Below are 21,353 nucleotides of genomic sequence, written 5' to 3' on the forward strand. Positions count from 1 at the left end.
CCGTAAGCGCTGCATGAAGCGCCGTCTCTCCCCAACTGCCACGTCCAGCGCATGCGTCGAGGCCGCGCGCAAAGGGGCCTTCGACACGGCCTTCTGCCTCTCTACCTACGCCACCGGGGTCTCCGTCCAGCCTCGGGCCTATCCAGGAGCGCAAGGACAAGAAGCCTGGCCGTGCCGCAAAGGACACCACTCAGGCAGGACGATGGGTCGTTCACGGGCTCGATGGTCATCGGCCATCCGGTGCCCGGAGCCCCAGCCGAGGCTCCGTCCGCCGATCGCCCGCGCGACCTGGCCGGCCGGGACGCGCAGGGCGCATCAAGGGAGGCGCAGCCGCCGAACTGCGCGAGGGACCCTTGACGCGTCCGAGCACCCCGGCACGCTCAGGCCAGCGATCGTGGGGCCGGCGATCCTCCTCGTCCTCGTACTGCTGCGGAGTCTGTACGAGCTGCCGCTTTCGTTCCCGCGGCTCGCCGAGCGCGACCAGCAGTACCTGCTGTGGCTCGCCGCGCTCGCGCTGGCGATCGGCTGCGCGCTGCCGGCAGCGCTCATGTACTGGGTCCAGACCCGGGCGAGCGAGTCGCTGAAGGACCGCGAGCGTTTCCAGGTCCCGCAGGCCACGAGCGACGGCGGCGACGTACCGGACCAGCACGCCTCCGAGGCAAAGCAGCTCTGGAAGTACGAGTGCGATCAGATGGCTCGTCGGAACGACAACATCGCGCTCCAGATGAACTTCTATGGCCTGTTCGCCACGCTGGCCGTCGCGCTCGGGGCCGTCCTCCTCCTCGGTCGCGCGCCGCTCCTCCGCTACGACGGCTCGCTCGACGCGATCGGCGCCGTCGCGCTCGCGGCGACCACCGCGGCCGTCATCTGCTTCCTCGGCGACGCCGGTCAAGCCGTCTTCCGTCTGGCCCGCCGCGACGTGAGCGCAAGGATGTTCGCCTGGGCCACGCGCCGTTTCGTGATCATCGTTACCCGAGCGATCCTCCTCGCGGTCCTGCTCCACGTGGACATCGGCGCTCCCGGCCCCCGTCAGCCCTGGTATTTCTGGGTGCTCGCGGGGGCGAGCATCGCGATTGTCGGGGAGCACGCGGCGACCGCCGTCAGCGAGCGGATCAGCCGCGCGTTTGGACTGCCGCCGCCGGCGCAGGCGCCTGGCGAGGATCTCCGGCAGATCCAGGGGCTGAACGAGCAGGCCATCCAGCGGCTCCAGGAGGAGGGCGTCGACTCGGTGGAGGCGCTCGCCTTCCACTCGATCCCCAGGCTGTTCCTCTCGACGCCGTTCGTCCTGCATCAGCTCTGTGACTGGCAGGATCAGGCGCTGCTCCTCGCGCGCGTCGGACCAGAGGTCACGAAGCGCTGTCGCGATCAGCTCTTCGTGCGCGGCGCCACCGAGCTGAGGCGCCTGGCGCGCGCCCACGTCGAGCCCCCCATGCCGGCGGACCAGGTCGAGGCCCTCGCCAGGCTGCTCGGCCTCGAGAGCGCCTTCCAGGTGCAATCGTTCCTCGATCAGCTCGCGAGAGATCCGCTGACAGGCCGGCTCGAAGCGCACCGACGCGCGCTGCCCTTTAAAGGCCAGCATACCAGCCCGGCCCGTTGAGGCCCGAGGAGGCGAGCCATGGACATCTCTGTTCACAACAAATCTCAGGATGCCGGCGACCAAGGCGGCTCGCGGCGACGGATCGACGGGCGCGAACTCCCCAGGCCGGGGCTTGGCCGTTGGACCCGCGTTGGGCCCATGCCTCCCGAGGGGGTGCGATCCGTCGTCACGCCTTCTCCAAATCACCGGGGATGCGACGAATCGCGACGGTTCGCCCCCGCGGAATCGTCCCGCGAGCACATCGCGGCGTGTCGCGCTCTACGTCCTGTCGTTTGCATGGACCCTGCTGACAAGCTCCGCGCAAGTGGTGCACGCACACGCAACGCTCGCGTCGCGCCTCTCGCGTGTCCTGCCGCGGTCGACCGCGCCCCTCAACGCGATCGCCGAGCCGGCTCCGGCATGCGCCGTGCAGAGCGCCCCGACGAGCTGGAGGCGCTCTGCACGCGCATCTGCGCGACGGCCGCGCCGGAGCTTCGAGGGGCATGATATGGGAGCCAAGATCAAATTCACGTTCAAGATGGACAAGCACCGCGGCGTGGTCGAGCCCGCGGCTCGAATCTGGGTAGACGCGAATCGGAGCGAGACGCTCGAGGACGACGAGGAGCTCCGGGTCGAGCGAGACGCCAACACATGGACGTTCACCGCCACGAAGGTGCTCGCCGCGAACGACACGAACGGCATCGCGTTCCGCGTCACCTTCGTCGCGTCGTCCGGCGACGAGTGGAGCCTGGTCGTGTCCTCGGACAAGCCCGAGGATCACAGCGTGTACAAGGCGAGCGGGATCGTCGGCCACGCGCGCGAGACGCTGGTCGGGAGGCTCGCGCGATGAAGCGAGCACCCATCGCCCTGCTCGCCGGGCTCGCCGTGACGGGGCACGCCGCGACCGCCCGCGCCGAGGATCCGAAGGCGGATTCACTCACCGTGCTGCCCACCACCAAGGCATCCTTCCTTATCTCGACCAAGGAGAAGCGCGGCATCCTCGGCTACAGCACGCTGTTCGAGAGCGGCGTGCGCCTCTCGCTGGAGACCTCGGCGCCGCTCGATGAAGACACGAGGACAGCGGCGTTTCTGAGGAAAGGACAGCTCGCGAGCGGCTTCCGGGCGGAGCTTCACATCGGGTACGACTCGACCCACAAGCTGATGAATTTGACCGATGCCGAGCGCCAGCTGGCCGATCTCCACTTCTGCGAGGAGGTCAACGGCGCGCCTTCCGCGGCCGCCGCCACGGCTCCGGTCGCGGCCCCGGCCACCACAGGCCCCGCCGCAGCCGCGGAGCCGACGCCGCCGCCCGCGACGCCGGCGGCCGGCGCGGCCCCCGCCGAGCCGCTCGACCGAGTGGCCGTTCGCGACGCGGTGCAGGAGGCGCTCACCGCCTCGAAGCAGACCATCACCGAGGCCGTCAAGGCGGCACTCGAAAAGGAAGGAGCCGCGCCAGCGCCGGTACTCGAGATCCCGGCCTGCACGACGACCGCTGTCGAGGCGTGGGGGAAGGCTCACCCGGACAGGCCCGAGTGGAAGCGGTACCAGGCGATCGTGAACCGGAATCGACGCGACCTCTCGATCAACGTGATCCCCGCAGATTCAGGCCCGCTCACCGCGTACGGCCTCGACGTCTCAGGGTCCTTCGATCAGGCTTCCTTGTATGAAAGCGATCTCGCCGCGCCGCCGAGGGATGTGACCAAGTACGACGTGCAGTTCGGGCCGAGCGGGACGGTGTACCTCCAGGGCTCGCTGGCGTTCAACCTGCGCGCCGGGGTCGACATCTCGAGAGGCTTCTCGGCCTCGAAGGTCGACCGCTGTGTGGCGCTGCCGAGCACCGACACCGACGTTAGCGCGAAGTCATGCGCCTCCGTGCTGTTCGCGAAGAACATAGACGAGGATGCCAAGGCCGCGGGGTACGCACGCCTCGCCATGGTCTTTCAGCCGCAGCAGACCATCGATGCCGCCGCTCCGGGCGTGGAGGCGCGCATCGCCGTTGAGGACATCGGGCAAACCCCGATCCTCAACCTGCGCCTCACCGGGTATCTGTCCCCGGACGCGGGACCTGTCGTGGCGCGGTTCGGCGTCGGGATGAACCTGTCGAACGTGCTCAGGGACGATCCAGCGAACGGTCTTGAGCGGGGCACGCTCGCCTTCACTCCGTTCATCTTCGTCGGCGCAACGCCCGACATGCTCGACAAGCTCGCGTTCTGATCGTCATCCATCGACTTCTACGGCGGAGAGCGCGAGCTCGCGGTGTGCGAGCTCGCGGTCGGCCTCGATCGCCCGGGATCCCGGCGAAGCCGCGTCATCCGTCCTATCCGGGCACCTCGTCAATGCGGCCTGCTGCCATCGGCGCCATCCTGCTCGCCCCTCCGGTACTGACGCCAGGCCGAGCAGCCGACCGATCGCCTCGTGAACGACCCGCGCCGCCACCTCGGGACGGCGCGCCCGGGAGGCGGCGGCGCACGACGCGGCCGCGCGGTACTTCGAAGCGGCCGCGGAGCTCCTGGGAGACGCCGGCTGGGCAGACCAGCACGATCTCACGTTCGCGGTTCACGTCGACCTCGCGGAGTGCCGGTATGTGCTCCTCGCTTCGGACGAGGCCGAGGCGCGGATTGCGACGCTGCTCGCCCGTGCGAAGAACGCGGTCGAGCGGGCGCAAGTCTACAACTTGCGCGTCGTGCGTCACACCACCGTGGGCAACTTCGCCTCTGCGCTGGACGCGGGAAGGGAGGCGCTCGCGCTGCTCGGCTCGAGCTGGCCTGCGACGGAAGCGGAGATCGAAGCGGCGCTCTCGGCGGAGCTCGCTGGCATCGAGCAGGGGCTGGCCGGGCGCCCCGTCCAGAGCCTCGCCGATCTGCCTCTGGCCACGGACCCAGCGAAGATCGTGGAGATGCGGCTCCTCACGAGCATGATCCCTCCGGCGTTCCTGACGAGTCCGCTCCTCCATATCACGGCCGGCCTCAAGATCGCCAATCTCTCCCTGCGGCACGGCAGCTCGCCGATGTCGGCGCCCGGGTACATGTCGCAGGCGTGGTACCTCGCCGTCCTCGGGGGGAAGAGGGAAGAGGCGTACGAGTTAGGGCAAGCTGCGCTCAGCCTGAACGAGAGGTTCAAGGACGCCGGGCTGAGCGCGCGGCTGCATTTCGTCCTCGGGGTCATCGGCTTCCTCTTCAGGCACCAAACGTTCGTCATCGAGCATCTGGAGCGGGCGATCCAGGAGGGGAGCGAGATCGCAGACTTCGTGTCTGTGTCCAACGCGATCATCCACCTGTTCTACGCGCGGTTCAGCATCGGCGAGGACCTCGGCTCCCTCGGGGATGAGCTCGATCGCTCGCTGCTCATCCTGCGGCGAACGAAGGACACCCTGAACGAGCTCTTGATCCTGTTCGCCCGTCAGCTCGCGGCAGCGCTGATGGGGCGCACGTCGGATCGACGTTTGCTCCGCAGCTCGAGCTTCGACGAGGACGACGCGCTGGCGCGCGCCGAAGGCGGGGGATCGCGCTTTCCCGGGTGCTGGTATTACCTCATCCGGCTCCGCCTCGCGTATCTCCACGGAGACGTCGACGGGGCGCTCCGCGCCATGAACGAGGCCGAGGCGCGGATCGCGAGCGCGCTCGGCCAGCAGTTCTCGCTCGATCTGCCTTATCTCGGGAGTCTGACCCTCCTGGCCGCCTACCCCACCGCGGAGCCGGCGCAGCAGCAGGAGCTCCTGGCCGCGCTCGCCCGGTACGAGCGGCAGATCGAGGGTTGGGCGAGGCAGTGCCCGGAGAACTTCGAGCATCGGCGGCTGCTCATCGCAGCCGAGCGAATGCGGGCCCTCGGCAGGAGCGCCGACGCGGCCAGCTGCTACGATCAGGCGATCGAGGCGGCGCGCGCGGGGCATTTCCTGCCGGACGAGGCGCTCGCGTACGAGCTCTGCGCGCGCTTCTGGCTCGGCGAGCGGCGGGTCGCCGCAGCACGGCTGTCGATGGAGGCGGCGTATCGGGCGTACTCGCGGTGGGGCGCGATAGCGAAGATGAAGCACCTGCAGGAGTCCTACCCAGACCTCGTCCGCGGCGCGATGGAGCGGGTGACGGCGTCTCCGCCGCCGCCCTCCGCGGGCGCGGACAGCCTCGCCGGACCCGACGCCGGCGCGAGGGCGGCCTCGGCGGAGCTCCTCGACGTCGAGACGGTGATGCACGCCGCGCAGGCGATCTCGAGCGAGCTCAACTTCGATAGGCTCCTCGAGCAGCTGATGAGGATCGTGATCAAGAGCGCTGGCGCGCAGCGGGGTTTCTTGATCTTGCCCGACGAGGACAGGCTCGTCATCGAGGCCATCCTCACCGGCATCCGGGCGAACGTCGCGCAGGCGCTCGTCGATCTCGGGGTGGAGCTCCGATCGATCGTGACCATGAGCACGCTCAAGAGCGGCGTCGCCTACGCGCTCCGGGAGAGGACCGGCGCCGCGGGATAACGCGACACTCCGCGTCGTCGCCCTGTCACCACCCCGCAACGACCTGCGGCATCACGCGTCCGGTCGTCGGCCGTCGCCGATGTAGAGCGGCTCGTCGCCGGGTCGAAGCTCGATGGGCCGCGGCGACGCGCGATGGTCGTCCCGCTCGTCGTTCGCGTCGAGCCCGATCGAGGCGGCGGCGGTGCCCGCGACGAGCACGGGCTGCCCCACCTCGACGACCGTCTCCCGATAGCGAACCGCGCCGTGAAAGCCGGCGAAGAACGACGCGCGCTCGTGGCCGTAGCGCCTGCGAAAGGTGTCGACGTGGTCGGCGGCGTCCGGGGGCGGTTCGGCGTCCGCGAGATCGAAGCGCACGTGGCCGCCCGGGCGGACGAGCGCCTGGCCCGTGCCGTCGTCGAGGGCGAAGTCGGGGGCCCACTCGGCGTCGTCGTCGACGACCCAGACGAAGCCCATGCCGTTGGGGCCGAAGCCGCCCTTGCGCTCCTGCCGCCAGCGCACGACCCGGAACGCGACGCACGGGCGCCCGCTGAAGGGCGAAACGAGCGGCTCGCCGACGGGCACCGCTCGGCCCCTCGCGGCGGCAAAGCGGGCTGGCCGCAGCTGCGCGATCGATTCGACCCGCGCCCGGCGCAGGCGCTCTCGCTCGGCGCGCCCCAGCGCCCATCGAAGCCCGACCCCGCCGAGGCAGAGCGTCAGCGCGACACCCAGCGCGGAGAGGAGCAGGGCTTCCACGAGGGCATGATCGCTCAGAGGGCCCCGCCTGGCCAGGGCGAGAACCTTCGCGCCGGCACGGGTGGGCTCAAGGCCGCGGGGGGTGCGACAGAAAGCCCTGCCAATCGGATCGAAACCCCCGCCATGTCGAGGCTGCACGAGGGGTGATACTCCCCTTCTGAGGGCGGTCCGGGCGACCGTCCGCCGAGGAGAAGGCGTGATGAAGACGGACGAGCACGGGAAACACGCAGTGAGCTTCGGGCGCGAGCGAGCCTTGAGCTACGACGACCAGGTGCGCCGCTTCTGGCCGGGTTATGGCGTCATGCAGCAGGTCATCGCCGAGGTGATCGCCGCTGCGCTCCCCGACGAGGAGGCCGCGTCGCTGCTGATCGTCGGCGTCGGGACCGGGAGCGAGGTGAAGCCGCTCGCGCGCTACGCGGGGGCCGGCGTTCGTTTCACGGGCGTCGACCCCTCGCCGGAGATGGTCGCCGTCGCGAGCGAGAAGCTCGCGGCGGAAGGCCTCCTCGAGCGGACGAGCCTGCATGCCTGCGAGCTGCGCGATCTCGCGCGCGGGCCCTTGTTCGACGGCGCCCAGATGATCGGCGTCCTGCACCACGTCCCGGGCGATGAGGCGCGCCTCGAGCTCCTGCGGGAGGTCGCCGGGCGTCTGAAGCCGGGGGCGCCCTTCGTGATCGGCTGTCGGACGGGAGACGATCCGCTGCTGAGCGCCGTCGAGGACCGGCGGGCCCTCGCGGAGGGGCGGCCACCCGAGGCGGCGGAGCAACGACGGAAGGCCATGGCGTCGTTGAGGATGCCGGCCTCGGACGCCGAGGTCTTCGCGCTCCTGGCCCAGGCAGGCTTCATTGCGCCTCGCCTGATCTTCTGCGAGCTGCAAATCAAGACCTGGGTGACGCGCTACGACCCGTCCACGCTCGGCGCGTGACGCGGCGACACGCGGGGCCGCGGCTCCGCCCGATGTCGCTGCTGGTCAACCCGGCAGGGCTCGACGCTGCAGTAAGGGAGAAGGGGAGGCGTGTGGCGGAATGCCGCAGTGAGGCACGCGTGCGGTTCGCGCGTGAAAGGGAATGACAGGCGATGAGGTGCGCTCATCGGGCGCGAGCGCGTTCACGCAAGCTCCTTCCGCGTGTCTCTCGATGAACGCTCAGCCCGCACGCCTGGACCGCGCTTTGCAGTTATACAAGGCATGCTGCAAGACATACATCAGCACGCTGCGTTCATCGTTGGAGTCATGGGGTTCTCGCTTACGCTCGGCTGCGCCGGCGAGCCTGGGACGGAAGAGGCGCTTCAGGAGAGCCGCGACGCGTTCTCAGCGGCGCCGGGTGAGCCGAACCACGAAGAGATCACCAGCACCGCGCTGTCGTTCCTGAAGCCTGCGGTGATCAGCGCGCTGAAGATCGGCAATGTGTCGACGGACGCCGAGCTCCACTTCAGCAATGCTGCGCACTTCGATGACTGCAACTTCAGCGGAGGAGCCGCCTTCATCGCCGAGAAGCAAGCCGAGGCGGTGGCGGCGCTGGGCCCGGGCATCGCGCAGCTGAGTGGCGATGCGCTGGCATTGCTGGCGTTCTCCCGTTCGCTTCACGCGGTGCAGGACTTCTACGCACACACGAACTGGGTCGAGCTCGGCGGCGACGTCCTCGTGGACCAGTCGCTCACGGCGTTCCCCGCGCTCGCGCCGTACTCCGCGGTGCCGTCGACGGGCTTCATCGTCGTGCAGGGCCGACAGCCGAGGGGGGCTGCGGTGACTCGCGACGACGATGCGCCGTACCCGGAGTACGCGATCGTGACCTTCCGCCAGCGGCGGACGACCGCCCATGGCCTCGTCTCGGGCACGGTCGACTACGAGCCAGGCGACTACTGTCCGCCCCCGGTGGCGATGACCCACGACGAGCTCAGCAAGGACAAGACCTCCTTGACCGATCGCGTCGAGCAGCACCTCGCGGCGAAGTCGCTCGCCATCCAGCAGACGCGTCATGAGTGGTGCCGGCTCAATCAGCTCGCGCACGATGCGTGGGGCGACGCCGGGACCGCGCGCCTCGCGGCGTGGGTGGCCGACCCGAGCTCGGTGCCCGACTGCACCACCGAATGAGGCGGAGGCGTTCTGGCGCGCCTTCGCTCGTCACAACCCGGCATGGATCTTCTGGCGGCAGAGCGTCACCCGATCCGCGGCCTCATGCCATGCCTTGTACTCCTTCCGCGTCCGCTCCCGTCAGGGCATCGGGTACACGAGCGAGAGCCCGGCGACGCACATCTCGTCGAACGTACTCCCCTCGCCGTAGGCCACGTCGATCGTCGAGATCATCTTCGCCTCCTTGAGCGCCTTGACCACGTACGGGTTCTCCGTCGAGTTATTGTACGTGCACCGGATCTGGAGCACATCGCCCGGCTCGAGCGTCGGGAGCGTCTCGATGGGCGCGTCGTACGAGTACGAACGCTGCCAGCCGAACTCCCACTTCGGCGCGTGCGCCAGGCACTCCTCCTTGGGTTGCTCGGGTGAGCCGTTCGCCCGCGTGACCGTCACCTTCTCGTCGAAGCCCAGGTAGTGCATGTGCAGAAAGTCGCCATAGATGCGCGTGCCCGGCGGGAACGGCATCTCTTGCGATCCGGGCGAGCCCGGGGCCGGGACCGTGAACTGCTCCGTCTCCACGTGGTTCTTGCTGTCCGCGGGGATCAGGAACTCGACGCCGTTCTTGTCGCCCGGACCCGGTAGCAGCCCGAAGCCAAACTGACCGACCGGATCATCGAAGTTGCCGATCAGGTGGTACAGGAAGCCGTACTTCGGCTTCTCTTTGGTGAGCCTGAGCTGGACGCGCGTCAGGTCCGGGTCGGCCGTCGTGCCGGCGGGGTGGTAGTGGATCTGCATCATGATGAGCGACCCCTTCGGGATCAGCTGACCCACCCCCTCGGGCAGATCGACCGGGTCGGCGCCGGGAGCCCAGGCTGTGAGCATCTGGAGCGATCCAATCTCCACGCCATTCGGGACCTCGCCGGCGCCACACGGAAAGCTCCCGTCGGGGCCGGCCAGGCTCGCGGACTTCCCCTCCGGATCGATGGAGATTATCCCATGGTGAACGACCTTGTGGTTGCCGGGCACCATCTGTAGACCATTGAGGTACTGGTCCTCGGTGAGCCCGGGATCGATGATGAAGCAGCGGAACTCGTCCTGCTCACCGGAGGTGACGTAGGGCTCGTTCGGATGAACCTCGAGGGTCATGCCTGGCAGGCCGGGGCTCTTCGGCACGAACGAGGCGGGCGCGTCCTTCGGATCACCCTTGGGGGTGCCGGCCTTGCTCCAGGCCTCCAGCGTGCTGATCTCCGCGTCGGAGAGGCGGATGTCGCCCTTCCACGCGTGACGGGTCGAGCACTCGTCCGTGTCACGTACGGCGAAGGGCGGCATCGTGCCCGCCTTGGTCGTCTGGACCATGAGCGCCGCGACAGCCCTGGCGTCGTCGTACGCGGTAAGGCTGAAGGGCGCGATATTGCCCGCGGAGTGGCAGCCCATGCAGCTCTTCTGCAGGATGGGCTCGACGTCCTTGTGGAACGTGGGGCTACTCCCGGTAGCCTGGGGCTCCGTGGGCTCGTCGCCCCCGGAGCAGCCGGTGAACGCGGCGGCGGCTGGCAGGGCGAGGGCGAGGGTGAGGGCGGACAGCGAGACTCGGGCGACGGAACGCGAACGCAGTGAAGCAGGCATAAGACCTCCGGGCATCCGGATCCTTCACGAGCGAAGGGGCCGGTCGCTTGGTAAGGAGCCACGGTTTGTTCGACGGCGTTTTGGATATGTGTATTGTACATATAATCGTCCCCGTGAGGCGTCAAGAAAATTTGTGCAAAATACACAGATTGCAAAACAGAGAAGCTCCGCGAGCTCCACGGAGCCATGGTCGATCTGGTCGCGCTCATGAATCAGCCGCAGCGCGACCGCAGTCGCTGGCCTCCTCGGCGACCCGGGGGACCAAGGTAAGATTCAGACAGCTTGGCGCGCCCAGCGATCCCGACGCGGGCGCGCCCGACGGCAGCCCGCCGTCCTCCGCGACGTTCGGTCCGCTCGGCGATCGGCCGGATCTGCCCGTCGACGGGCGGCTCACCGTCGACGGCCTGCTCTCTGCCGTCGATGTCGTCCAGGACAGGGACGGTAGGCCCCATATCTATGCCGAGAACCTCGTGGACGCCTCGCTCGTGATCAGCCGCTTCCAGAGCTACCTCCTGTCGTTCGACGCCGAGCTGGACATCACCATGCAGCAGTTCTTCGACGCCGCCCGGACCCGACCATCGTCGACCACGCGGTGGTGGATCCGGACCCCGCCGTGGGGGCGCTCAGCGTCCGCTGGACGGGGCTCACGCCGACGAAGGAGCTGGAGGCCATCTTCGGCCTGCTGCGCGCTCGCTCGGTCGATGATGCGCAGGAGTCGCTCTCGAAATTCAGCGTCGGCGCGCAGAACTGGGTGATGGGCGACGCCGCGGGCGACATCCTCTGGACGACGCACGCGGCGATCCCGACGCGGTCTCGCGAGGCGTTCGCCTGGGACGCGGCCACCTATACGGGCGTCCTCCCCTGCATGGTGCTCCCTGGCGACGGGACCGCGGAGTGGACCGGGACGCTCCCCGAGCACCTCATCCCCCGGGCGAAGAACCCGCCGGCGGGATACATCGCCACGGCGAACAACGACCCCATCGGGGACTCCCTGGACAACGATCCATCGAACGGCGCGCTCCCCGACGGCACCCCCATGTACCTGGGTTGCAGCTTCGACATCGGGTTTCGCGAGGGCCGCATCCAGGAGCGGATCGATGCCCACGAGGGACCTCTGTCGCCGGAGGATTGCGCGGCGATCCAGGGCGACATCAAGTCGGCGCTCGGCGCGAGGCTCGTGCCTCACCTCCTCGGCGCCATGGACCGCGCCGACGAGGAGCGCGCGACGCCCGGTACTCACCCCGATCTGACCGTGATCGTCGCGGACGCCGCATACGTCCCGCAGCGCCTCGCCGACCTGCGGGCGCTCCTCGACGGCTGGGGCAAGGAGGCGGACTACAAGGCGGCCGCCGGCATCGATCTCGATACCGCCACGCCGCTCGCGGACGAGGGCGATGGCCCTGGCGCGATCGACGCCCGCGCCTCGGAGGCGACCTTGGTCTTCAACCTCTGGCTCGTCCGGGTGGTGCGCCGGGTGCTGGGCGACGAGCTCGGCCAGATGGGCTTCTCGTCGTTCTCCCGGGAGCTGTCGGCGAAGGCGCTGCTCCACCTGTTCTCCGCCGATCGGGAGCAGCTCGCCACCTTTGATCCGGCCGTGCAGGACAGCGCGCTGTGGGACGACATGGGCACGCCAGCGGTCGAGTCCAGGGACGAGCGCGTGCTGCGCGCCCTGCTCGACGCCCTCGCCTGGCTCGATCGACAGGGCGGCTCCGGGGCTGCGGCGCCCCGCTGGGGCGCCTTTCACACGGTCACCTTCGACGCGCTCGTCCCCCTCTCCAGCAGCCTCAGCATCCCTCCGCCGAGCGATCCCCTCTGGAGCGGCGGCTTTCCGCGCGGCGGCGACGAGTTCGCGGTGGACTCCTCGGATTACCGCCTCTCGTGGGCGCTCGACGAGTCACCGGATTTCCGGTATGTCCACGGCCCGTCGCAACGGCTCGTCGTGGAGCTCGACCCGGCGGGGCCGAAGGCGTGGAACGCCATTCCCGGAGGCAATGTCTGGGACGCCGAGAGCCCACATTTCCGCGATCAGGCGGAGCTCTGGCGAAAGAACCAGACGCACCTCGTCATCGGCGGGATTGACACGGTGCTCGCAGCCATAGCGGCATACCAGCCACCGTTTCGTCGTGTGATCGGCGGCGAGAGCTCGACGGCCACCGCGAGCGTCGCGCGCGCGAACGTCGGCGTCGTGGCCGGCCGGTCGTCCCTGCGCGCGCCGGTCGACGTGCTGACCTGCAACGCCCTCTCGTTCGACTTCCCGCCGGCCGTGTACCCGACGCAGATCGACGGTAAGCGGTCGAGCACGGCGGCGGCGCAGCAGCTCCCCGCTCGCCCGGCCGCAGCGAAGGCGCATACCGCCCGGCTTATCCCTGCCGCCGGACCCGCGGCCGCTGGGCCGCGGCCCCCGCGCAGGCGTCACCGCCCGCGCGGCAGCGGATCGGCAAGGCCAGGGCTCGAGCCTGAGGTAGGGCGCGGGCGCTACAGCGGGAAATGTTGCTCATCAGCGCGGCGGGACCTGCAACAATGCAGGCCGCTCCCATCTCCGCGCCCGGCGTCGTTCGCCTCGTACGAGGTCGTCGTGCTCGCGCCGCCGCTGACCGGATTCGCGACAGATTTGTTGCTCCCCGGGGCGCTGCTCCTGCGCTAAACCTTTCGTTGCCGGCGGGCGGCGCGTGAGCACGCGACGCGCTCTCCGCGGAGCGGCACGAACTCCCCTGGATGAAGATCGACAAGGAGTACGTCTTCGTGGGCCGAGCGGCCGCGCGTCGCTCCGCGATTTGTTCGAGAGACCGTCGTCACGTGGACGCTCACCAAAGTCCACGACGGCATCCGGATTCGCCTGATGCATGCCGGTTTCTGCACGACGAAGAACGATGTTTCGCTCGAGAGCATGAGCGAAGATCGTCCGAGGATCGGCGCCATCTCCAAGGAATACAGCTCCACAGAGGCAAAGAATTCAAATGGATAAGATCACCGTTACGGGATTGCCCTGGGCTCCGCCGTTCGCGCAGGGGCTTGTTCGCGACTTGCGCGTGCGCTGGGCGCTCGAGGAGGCCGGACTTCCCTATGAGGTCAGACTGATCGATGGCGGGGAGCGGAGCTCGCACGCATACCGTCAGAAGCACCCCTTCGGAATGGTGCCGGCCTTCGAGGCGGATGGTCGGGGGCTGTTTGAATCGGGCGCCGTCGTGCATCACATCGCTGCGGACTCCGAGGCTCTGATGCCCCCCGATCGGCACGACCGCGCCAACACGGTCGCCTGGATGTTCGCCGCGCTCAACACGGTTGAGCTGCCGATCCAGAACCTCTTCGCGATGGACCTGCAGCACAGCGAGGAACAGTGGGCGAAGCTGCGGCGTCCCGCGGCTGTGGATGCGGTGAAAGTTCGGCTGGGCGCGCTCTCCGCTTGGCTCGACGGGCGCGACTATCTGGTCGATCGCTTCACCGCGGCGGACGTCCTGATGACGACCGTGCTGAGGTTCCTTCGGCACACAGACCTGGTGACCGAGTTTCCCGTGCTCGACGCCTACGTCAAGCGCTGTGAGGCGCGGCCAGCCTTCCAAAAGGCCTTGCGCGACCAAATGGCGGACTACGCTCGAAACGCTCCAGTCGCAGCCTGAAGCTGTGAATGGTCAAGGCCTTCAAAGCCAAACTCCTCGGGAGGAACAATTGGCGACGGCAGGCCCGTAGCTGGAAAGTGTGGTCAAACCCGAGTTCATCCGGCTCGCGACCTGCGTCGCGCGGAGCAGCGCGGCGCGGTGACCGGGCTCAATCGACGGCGGGCAGCTGCGGTCCTGGGACGATGCCCGCGATATCCGGATCTTCACCCGGCGCCAGGCCGCCGCTCGATCCCTTGTCATTGCGGCGCTGGAGGCGGCTCGCCGTCTTCTCGCGCTGCTTCTCGATACGGGCGCGCTCTTTCTGGCGCTTCAACGCGGTCTGTCGTTGCATGATGACTCCAGCCTCAGGACGCCCTTGATCGAGCGTCCTGAAATAGGCTTCTCGGTGAGATCTGTGGGCGCACGCCCGGACAGACCGACATGTGGTTGCGGTCGTGCCGGAGCGTGTGCCCACACTTTATACGAGCAGCCTGGTTTCTCTGGCAAGTTCGACGAGACGAGCACGCGGAGAGGCCCTCTCCCGCGGCTCGCTGGCCCGCTCGAGCTCGGCTGGCTCGCGTGCAGGTTCCCGGGGTGGCAAAAAAAGCGGCGGACCTTCGGGTCCGCCGCCCTGTTTCGACTGGACGAGCCGCGCGATCAGTAACGACCGCGCCCGCCGCCGCCGAAGCCGCCGCGCCCGCCGCCGCCGGCCGGGCGCTCCTGCGCCTCGTTGACCTTGAGCGCGCGCCCGTCGAGCATCAAGCCGTTGAGCTGCGAGATCGCGCTGTTCACATCCTGGGCCGAGCCCATCGTGACGAACGCAAACCCGCGCAGCTGGCCGGTCTCGCGATCGGTCGGCATCGAGATCTCGCGGACCTCGCCGCTGCCGGCGAACGCGCTCTCGAGGGACTCGCGCGTGGTGTTGTACGAGAGATTGCCGACGTAAAGACGATTACCCATGGAACGTTGCTTTCACGGCCTGCAGTTGCGCTCGTGAGCGCTCTTCGCCCGTCATTCGATGAAGCCGTTGCGGATCGAACGATGACGTGCCGCGCGACGAATCTCGCGCAGGCACACGGTGCGTCGTCCAGTCATCCGCGCGAGCAACGTCCCCCGCGAAGAGGGAGAGAAAGCATCGTGTAGAGAGCCAGTGACGTCGTGAGGAGGGCAGGGTACTCCAACACGGCGTGGTGCGCAAGCGGTACCGTGCTGGCTTCTTCGATGCGCGGCGCGTCCCGGACGATCTGCGAGAAGTCAAGGCAAAGGCGCGGACGGCTCTTGCAGAAGTCGGCGCCGAGCCGCCAGTGATGAGCCCGCCGCCGTGGCCGGGCTCCAGAAGTACTCCCCTGTACCCAGCCAAGACCTCGTCAAGGTGTCCGGTGCGCTGCCATGAACCGGTGAGCTCACGATCATGCGCTACGCGAGGGGTCGAGGCTGGCCTGGGCGGCTGGGTGCGTAGGCTCGAAGAAATGCGCGCACCCCTCGACGAGGCGCACTCGGGCGCGGGCGTCATTCCGCACAGGCCGCGCCATCATGTCAATCAAGAAGCGCGTGTAGGCCCGGGCACTTCGGTGAAGAAGTCGACCTGCTGGAAACGGAAGTAGTCGTCCTCCAGCGTGGGCACCAGCGCGTTCGGGTTGCGCGCCAGGTACTCCGGCGTCCTCGTGATCCTGAAGGTTGCGCCGGCGTCGATGCATTCGAAGGGCAGATGCAGCGGCTGCGCGGTGAACACCACCTTACGCGCGTTGATAGAGGAGGTGCGGCCCCGATCTTGAGCATGGCGTGGTCCTCGCGAGGTTCTCGCGGATGTTAGCGGCGAACGCCGCGATCCCAGCGTCGTTCTGCTCCACCGAAGCGGTGACGAAGGAGAGGCGCAGCGTGTCCGCTCGGGCTACTCCATCAAGCCCTATTTCCAGCTCGCCGCGTGCGGTGGCCTTCAGATCCGGATCGCCGACTCCCCCGAGCCGCGCGTCCTCGATGCTCCGAGGCGCGCTCGGGGGCGGCGGCCGAGGTGGAGGGGTAGCCCTGGGGGGAGCCTCAGGAGAGCGCTTCGGCGATAACGCCCGAGGCCATCACTCGACGACGATGGAGGAGATCTTGTCGTTCATGGCGCCCAGGGTTGGGGCATCGGAGGTGTACTGCACCGAGGTGCCGGTATACCCTGCGTCGTAGTACGCCGTGACCGTGTAGCCGGGGGGCACCTGGATCGAGGAGATCCAGTCGTTTGCGATCGCGCGAGCGCGGATGTCGAGAACGTCGTACTGCCCGCGGTCGAGCACGACCGCCCTGCCGCCGAAGGCGTCGTGCTCGTACACGGTGATTCCCGAGGTGGCAGGCGGCGGGGCGTTGTAGTTCGAGTACTGTTGCCACAGGGTCTCCAGATCGTAGCCCGTCAAGTCGACCCACGTCTCGCTCGAGTACTCCCCTTGACGCAGGATGTCGTCGAGCGCGTCGACCACTGGCGGCAGGCCCACGCGGTACGTCGCGTCCATCCATTTGAAGAAGGCGGCCGCATCACCGTAGCCGAAGAGGTAATGCGACCCGTACGTCCACCCGCTCGGGATGGACCAGCCGGCCTCCTCGTTCTTGAGGCCGTAGGCGTCACGCACATAGTCGGCGCCCCCCTCGATGATCCAGCCGGGGACCTCGCCCCAGTACCCGAGCTGGACGACGTGCATCGTCTCGTGCACGACCACGTCCGCGCCCAGCGGGTTGTCGAGCATGAACTGCCTGTTGTAGAAGGTGTTGGTGCCGCTCGCCCAGGCGATGCCGGGCTGGTCGGTGATGTGCAGCCCCACCGTGGTGGCCGCGGCCGGGTTGAAGCGTTGCACGAGCTGCGGGTACACGGTGTAGAACGTGCAAATCATGTCCTCGAGGATGACGTCATTGAAGTTTGGGACGGTGGTGACGTTGAGGGTGTAGGGGCTGCCGTCGCCGCAAGCCGGAGTTGGCGTGCCCCCCTCGAAGCGGAGGTTGTCGAGCACGGTGGCCGTGCTGGAGCGCGGCACGTTCAGCGCCAGCGTGATCCGGAGATCCGAAACTTGCTGCTGAAACGCGCTCTCGAGGTGAGCCGGCACCGCAAACGAGAGCGTGCTCCACGTGTTTACCGGCACGTTCTCCAGCGAGGCCAGGCCCACCCAGGCCCTGTTCAAGCCGAGCGTCGGGCTGCTCACGTACATGTGCACCTGACCCCAGACCGAGCTCACGGGGACCCGGATGTCGAGCGCGAGCTCGTCCGTGACGCCCGACAGGGTGGAGAGCGCCGAAGAGGTCAGCTCCGCGTACGAGAAGTCGCGCAGCCCGAGCGCGGCCGCGCCCTCCGTGTGGTGCGTCGAGGATTCTAGGATCCCGTCCGAGGCCGTCCAGTCGGCCACGTTCTCGAACCCGAAGACCGAGTCCTGCTGCGTCAGCGCGAGCTCGGCTGTCTCGACCGGGGCCTCTTCATGGGGCTCCCCGGCGACGGCGCAGGCGCTCAGCGCCCAGCACGTCAGCAGCAGACTCGCTCGGCTCAGCAGCTTGCGTGTACTGTGATGAATCGATCGTGTCATGTTCCTCGTTGTGCGCGTCTAGAGGGCGTACCCACGCGAGCGAGTCGTCGGATTCATGCGCTCGCCGCGAGCACGCCAGGACGGGAGCCATCGCGATAGGCTCCCGCCAGCCCATCAATGCTTCCGGGGTCCATCGATTCAAGCACCCTTTACATTACTTCACATCGCGCGCATCGCGAATCGCGACAGCTTTGTTACTCCCGCGGCGCTGCGACGAAGCCTACGTTCCCGGCGAGCCCGAGGCTCGGCGAAAGGAAGGCACCCATGGCTCAGCACGAAATCACGAACCGCAGCGGCGTGGGAGGCGGGCTGCAAGAGTTGCTCGTTCTGGGCAGAACGCGGGAAGCGGCTCGAAGGGGGGAAAGCATCCTACGAACGTGACGTCTGCAGGGTCGTGCGGGGGATCTCGACGTAGCTGCAGGCAGCCAGGGCGGCGGGGAGAGCAACGACATGGAGCGCGTTGAGCGAGCGCCCGCGCAATTGCGCAGCGGCGCGCGCAACGGCGCTTCACGGCTGGCGCGATGCCCCGGCTTTTCGGCCCGATCGCGCTGGTACACCCGTTGCTAATGGTGGGGACGGCGCCCGACGTAGAGGAGGGCAGAGCAGCTGTCGTCTGGACAGCGGAGCTCCGCCCTCGGGTCGTGCGGCCAGAGAAGGCCGCGATGGCAGCCATGGAGAAACACATGAAGACGAATCTCAAGATCGAGTCGCTCCGCCGTGGTCCCCGGTCCGTTCTCGCGCTGCTCCTCGTGGCGGCCGTGCCGGCGTGCGCCGCCGCGCCGGCGGAGGAGCCCATGGTGGAAGATCCCGCGGACGAGAGCGTTGATGCGAGCGAAGAAGCGCTGCGCTCGGGCGACGCCGCCGGCTGGGCTTTCTACAACGGATCCGGGCTCGTCCCGGTGCGATCGTTCAACTCGTCCGGGGGCGCGACGCGTGTCGTGAGCTCCGGCGTCGGGGTGTACACGGCCACGTTCGATGGCCTGAGCGGAAGCGGCGGCAACGTCCAGGTGAACGCGGCGGGGGGAGACGGCCAGCGGTGCAAGGTGGCCTCGTGGGGGACCGCCGGGGCGGCGCTCCAGGTCAACATCCGTTGCCACGCGGCGGCTGGCCAGGCGGCGAACTCTCCCTTCATCGTCTCGTATGCTCGCTTCGCGGGGGGCACGGCGGTCTCAAGCGACGGAGCCTATGTGTGGGTAGACCGGCCCAGCACCGATGTGTTCACCCCCTCGCCGACGTATCAGTGGGGCGCGCCGTCGACCGTCAACCGGACCCGCACGGGCCGCTACATCGTCACGCTCGCCGGGCAGGCGTCGGACGGCGGCTCCATGCTCGTGACGGCGTATGGGACCGGGGCCGAGTACTGCAAGACGGCGGAATGGCAGCGGGTGGGGACGGACACGGACGTCGAGGTGCGCTGCTTCGGTCCGGGCGGCGCGCCGGCGGACTCGCGCTTCTCGCTCAGGTACATCCGCGACGTGCGTGACGCAGCGACCGAGAGCGGCGGCTTCGTGTGGGCGCACGACCCGACCGCGACGAGCTACACACCCTCGCTCACGTTCCAGCACCACCGCATCACGTCCGAGTGCAACGACATCACGGAGATCCTCACCGCGCAGCGGCTCTCGACCGGGCGCTACTTGATCAAGTATCCGGAGATGGGCAGCGGCACGGCGGTCCCGAGCGGGGCGGCCCTGGCCACCGCGTACGGCACGGGTCCCGAATACTGCAACGTGACCGGCTGGAGCACTCCCGCCTCGGATCCGGACCTGCTCGACGTCGGTGTCCGGTGCTTCAACGCGAGCGGGTCTCTCGTGGACACGCAGTTCACGCAGACCTACTTCGCGAACCTGTTCCACGCCTGCTGACCTGCCCGGAGGCGGCCGTCCCGCGGCCGCCTCCGGGAGAGCGGACGCAGGACTCGGATCCATCAGGCCGACGTGCTCTCCGGTACTGGCCGTGGGGCGCCGGGACGCCGTCGACTCCACGCTGTTCAGCTTCGGCTCGACGGGGCACAATGCTCGTCATGAGGATGGTCTTCCGAGGCGGCGCGGCGTACGGCCCGAACGGGCGGTTCGGCGCGTGGGTGGTGAGCGTCGACGCCAGGGGGAGCGTGACGCTCGCGGGCCAGGCGCTCGGGGAGGAGATCCACCGGGGACCGGAGCCCCTGTCGGAGTCGGAGCTGGCGGCGCTCGATGGATTGCTGGCCTCTGCCGCGACGGTGGACGCGGCGTCGAAGCGAATGGGCGTCCCCGGGGAGACGCAGGTTGGTTTCGACATCGAGACGCCTTCCGGGCGCCGCGAGATCCAACGATGGCACCGGGAGGCGCAGGAGCAGCCGCCGCTGGCGGGTCTGCTGCGCTGGCTCGACGAGGTGATCCTGGCGCGGACGGGGCGGTTCGCGGCGTTCGGGAGCTGACAGGCAGCGGGGCGCACCATGGCGTCGTGAACGGCGGCAGACGGGCTCACGACGGCGCCGCCATGACAGCGGCCGACGTCTCCGTCGGCCACGCAGGGTCGACGTCGCGGACGCCACGTTCCCCCTCCGCCGGTCGGCAGCGCAACACCGCAGGTGGCATACTCGATGCCTGCTCCTTGCGAGCGTGACCAATTTTAACGACTCACGAGGAGGCCTGGTGCACGGCGAGGATGCCGGCCGAGGCTCGGCCGCAAAGGGACGGTCGCCGGCAACCGCCTACATCAACCGCATTGCCACGGCCGTGCCGCCGCATGACGTGCACTCCTCTTTTGTCCGCTTCGCGAGCACGCTGTTCAGCGACGAGCGCAGCCGCGTGCTGTTCGGGCGGATGGCGGACAAGGCGCAGATTTCACACCGGTTCTCCGTGCTGGCCCCGAGCGTCGAGGTGGGCGGCGCCTCGATCGACGCGGGGCGGTTCTACCTGCGCGGCAGCTTCCCGACGACCGCGGACCGCATGCGTTTGTACGAGAAGCACGCGCCGGAGCTCGCCGCGCAGGCCGTCTCCGGACTCGACCTCGGGAGCACGGCGCGCCGGATCACCCATGTCATCGTGACGTCGTGCACCGGCTTTTCCGCGCCGGGCATCGACCTCGATCTCGTCGAGCGCTTCGGCCTCGATCCATCGGTCGAGCGCACGATGATCGGCTTCATGGGGTGTTATGCGGCGATCAACGCGCTGAAGCTCGCGCGGCATATCGTGCGGTCGGCGCCCGAGGCGCGCGTGCTCGTGGTGAACGTCGAGCTGTGCACGCTGCACCTGCAGGAGGCCATCGCCATGGATCAGATGCTGTCGTTCCTCCTGTTCGGCGATGGCTGCGCCGCGGCCGTGGTCAGCGCCGAGCCGACAGGGCTCGCGCTCGACCGGCTCCACGCCGTCGTGGTGCCCGGGACGCGCGAGCTCATCACGTGGAACATCCGCGACCTCGGCTTCGAGATGTTCCTGTCCGGCCGCGTGCCGGGCGCGATCGACCGGGGGCTCAAGGCCGCCGCGGGTGCGATCCTCGACGGCGCCGCGCCGGGCGAGATCGACCTCTGGGCGGTGCACCCCGGCGGGCGGTCGGTGCTCGACGCGGTCGAGCACGCGCTCGAGCTCGGGCCGGTCGCGCTCGCGGCGTCGCGCGACGTGCTCGCGCGCTTCGGCAACATGTCCTCGGCGACCCTCATGTTCGTGCTCCAGTCGATCGTCGCTCGCGCGCGGCCGGGCATGCGCGGATGCGCCATGTCGTTCGGTCCGGGTTTGACCGCCGAGACGATGCTGTTCCATACGGCCTAGAC

At 68.6% G+C, this 21,353-nt stretch carries 17 protein-coding genes; 11 read left to right on the top strand and 6 right to left on the bottom strand.

The genetic code is table 11. The features are described 5' to 3' along the window. Window positions 1-394: 394 nt before the first annotated feature. The 4 genes from WMF11_RS11990 (at window position 395) to WMF11_RS12005 (ending at window position 6,035) form a co-directional block, all read left to right on the top strand. Window positions 395-1,597: a hypothetical protein gene (locus WMF11_RS11990; protein WP_437977553.1), complete on the top strand. Its 1,203-nt coding sequence runs from the start codon at window positions 395-397 to the stop codon at window positions 1,595-1,597. Between the two features lie 487 nt (window positions 1,598-2,084). Next, window positions 2,085-2,426, top strand: a complete 342-nt coding sequence (locus tag WMF11_RS11995) for a hypothetical protein (RefSeq protein ID WP_437977554.1) — start codon at window positions 2,085-2,087, stop codon at window positions 2,424-2,426. Further along, the gene (locus WMF11_RS12000; RefSeq protein ID WP_437977555.1) at window positions 2,423-3,790 is read left to right on the top strand and encodes a hypothetical protein; all 1,368 of its coding nucleotides are present in this window, start codon (window positions 2,423-2,425) and stop codon (window positions 3,788-3,790) included. The genes WMF11_RS11995 and WMF11_RS12000 overlap by 4 nt, the downstream gene beginning before the upstream one ends. A 370-nt stretch (window positions 3,791-4,160) precedes the next feature. Continuing rightward, complete coding sequence (locus tag WMF11_RS12005; protein ID WP_437977556.1) at window positions 4,161-6,035, top strand: hypothetical protein; 1,875 nt, start codon at window positions 4,161-4,163, stop codon at window positions 6,033-6,035. A 51-nt stretch (window positions 6,036-6,086) separates the two neighbouring features. Here WMF11_RS12005 and WMF11_RS12010 read toward each other — a convergent pair whose 3' ends face one another. Continuing rightward, entirely contained in the window at window positions 6,087-6,767 is a 681-nt protein-coding gene (locus WMF11_RS12010; RefSeq protein WP_437977557.1) for a hypothetical protein, read from the bottom strand. 199 nt (window positions 6,768-6,966) lie between these two features. On the opposite strand from WMF11_RS12010, the gene WMF11_RS12015 reads away from it, so the two are divergent. Continuing rightward, complete coding sequence (locus WMF11_RS12015; protein WP_437977558.1) at window positions 6,967-7,689, top strand: SAM-dependent methyltransferase; 723 nt, start codon at window positions 6,967-6,969, stop codon at window positions 7,687-7,689. 306 nt (window positions 7,690-7,995) lie between these two features. Beyond that, window positions 7,996-8,856 (top strand): hypothetical protein, encoded by an 861-nt coding sequence (locus WMF11_RS12020; protein ID WP_437977559.1) that lies wholly within the window; start codon window positions 7,996-7,998, stop codon window positions 8,854-8,856. A 120-nt stretch (window positions 8,857-8,976) separates the two neighbouring features. Here the strand turns inward: WMF11_RS12020 and WMF11_RS12025 are convergent, their stop codons facing one another. Further along, on the bottom strand, window positions 8,977-10,458 hold the full coding sequence (locus tag WMF11_RS12025) for a hypothetical protein (RefSeq protein WP_437977560.1): 1,482 nt from the start codon (window positions 10,456-10,458) through the stop codon (window positions 8,977-8,979). Window positions 10,459-11,053: 595 nt separating this feature from the next. Here WMF11_RS12025 and WMF11_RS12030 point away from each other — a divergent pair. Both WMF11_RS12030 and WMF11_RS12035 read left to right on the top strand, forming a co-directional pair. Continuing rightward, window positions 11,054-13,102 carry a penicillin acylase family protein gene (locus WMF11_RS12030; RefSeq protein ID WP_437977561.1) on the top strand — a complete coding sequence of 683 codons (2,049 nt, stop codon included), beginning with the start codon at window positions 11,054-11,056 and terminating at the stop codon, window positions 13,100-13,102. A gap of 313 nt (window positions 13,103-13,415) precedes the next feature. After that, the gene (locus WMF11_RS12035; protein WP_437908544.1) at window positions 13,416-14,075 is read left to right on the top strand and encodes a glutathione S-transferase family protein; all 660 of its coding nucleotides are present in this window, start codon (window positions 13,416-13,418) and stop codon (window positions 14,073-14,075) included. Between the two features lie 148 nt (window positions 14,076-14,223). Here the strand turns inward: WMF11_RS12035 and WMF11_RS12040 are convergent, their stop codons facing one another. From WMF11_RS12040 to WMF11_RS12055, 4 genes are all read right to left on the bottom strand, one after another. Beyond that, window positions 14,224-14,406 carry a hypothetical protein gene (locus tag WMF11_RS12040; protein ID WP_437908545.1) on the bottom strand — a complete coding sequence of 61 codons (183 nt, stop codon included), beginning with the start codon at window positions 14,404-14,406 and terminating at the stop codon, window positions 14,224-14,226. Window positions 14,407-14,711: 305 nt separating this feature from the next. Further along, window positions 14,712-15,014 carry an RNA recognition motif domain-containing protein gene (locus tag WMF11_RS12045; protein WP_437908546.1) on the bottom strand — a complete coding sequence of 101 codons (303 nt, stop codon included), beginning with the start codon at window positions 15,012-15,014 and terminating at the stop codon, window positions 14,712-14,714. 580 nt (window positions 15,015-15,594) lie between these two features. Further along, window positions 15,595-15,789: a hypothetical protein gene (locus WMF11_RS12050; protein ID WP_437908547.1), complete on the bottom strand. Its 195-nt coding sequence runs from the start codon at window positions 15,787-15,789 to the stop codon at window positions 15,595-15,597. A 337-nt stretch (window positions 15,790-16,126) separates the two neighbouring features. Beyond that, window positions 16,127-17,602: a basic secretory protein-like protein gene (locus tag WMF11_RS12055; RefSeq protein WP_437908548.1), complete on the bottom strand. Its 1,476-nt coding sequence runs from the start codon at window positions 17,600-17,602 to the stop codon at window positions 16,127-16,129. Between the two features lie 683 nt (window positions 17,603-18,285). Here WMF11_RS12055 and WMF11_RS12060 point away from each other — a divergent pair. The 3 genes from WMF11_RS12060 (at window position 18,286) to WMF11_RS12070 (ending at window position 21,351) form a co-directional block, all read left to right on the top strand. Next, entirely contained in the window at window positions 18,286-19,467 is a 1,182-nt protein-coding gene (locus tag WMF11_RS12060; RefSeq protein ID WP_437977562.1) for a hypothetical protein, read from the top strand. Between the two features lie 158 nt (window positions 19,468-19,625). Next, a complete protein-coding gene (locus WMF11_RS12065) occupies window positions 19,626-20,018 on the top strand; it encodes a hypothetical protein (protein ID WP_437977563.1) in 393 nt (130 codons plus the stop codon). Window positions 20,019-20,235: 217 nt separating this feature from the next. Further along, a complete protein-coding gene (locus tag WMF11_RS12070) occupies window positions 20,236-21,351 on the top strand; it encodes a type III polyketide synthase (RefSeq protein ID WP_437977564.1) in 1,116 nt (371 codons plus the stop codon). Window positions 21,352-21,353 lie beyond the last annotated feature (2 nt).

The organism is Sorangium sp. So ce295, assembly GCF_051527405.1.
Taxonomy (GTDB): Bacteria; Myxococcota_A; Polyangia; order Polyangiales; family Polyangiaceae; genus Sorangium; species Sorangium cellulosum_B.

What these genes read in the sequence shown, in the direction of transcription:
- WMF11_RS11995 (WP_437977554.1), top strand. Translation starts at nt 2,085, where the DNA reads ATGGGAGCCAAGATCAAATTCACGTTCAAGATGGACAAGCACCGCGGC.
- WMF11_RS12000 (WP_437977555.1), top strand. Translation starts at nt 2,423, where the DNA reads ATGAAGCGAGCACCCATCGCCCTGCTCGCCGGGCTCGCCGTGACGGGG.
- WMF11_RS12015 (WP_437977558.1), top strand. Translation starts at nt 6,967, where the DNA reads ATGAAGACGGACGAGCACGGGAAACACGCAGTGAGCTTCGGGCGCGAG.
- WMF11_RS12020 (WP_437977559.1), top strand. Translation starts at nt 7,996, where the DNA reads ATGGGGTTCTCGCTTACGCTCGGCTGCGCCGGCGAGCCTGGGACGGAA.
- WMF11_RS12025 (WP_437977560.1), bottom strand. Translation starts at nt 10,458, where the DNA reads ATGCCTGCTTCACTGCGTTCGCGTTCCGTCGCCCGAGTCTCGCTGTCC.
- WMF11_RS12035 (WP_437908544.1), top strand. Translation starts at nt 13,416, where the DNA reads ATGGATAAGATCACCGTTACGGGATTGCCCTGGGCTCCGCCGTTCGCG.
- WMF11_RS12040 (WP_437908545.1), bottom strand. Translation starts at nt 14,406, where the DNA reads ATGCAACGACAGACCGCGTTGAAGCGCCAGAAAGAGCGCGCCCGTATC.
- WMF11_RS12045 (WP_437908546.1), bottom strand. Translation starts at nt 15,014, where the DNA reads ATGGGTAATCGTCTTTACGTCGGCAATCTCTCGTACAACACCACGCGC.
- WMF11_RS12055 (WP_437908548.1), bottom strand. Translation starts at nt 17,602, where the DNA reads ATGACACGATCGATTCATCACAGTACACGCAAGCTGCTGAGCCGAGCG.
- WMF11_RS12060 (WP_437977562.1), top strand. Translation starts at nt 18,286, where the DNA reads ATGAAGACGAATCTCAAGATCGAGTCGCTCCGCCGTGGTCCCCGGTCC.
- WMF11_RS12065 (WP_437977563.1), top strand. Translation starts at nt 19,626, where the DNA reads ATGAGGATGGTCTTCCGAGGCGGCGCGGCGTACGGCCCGAACGGGCGG.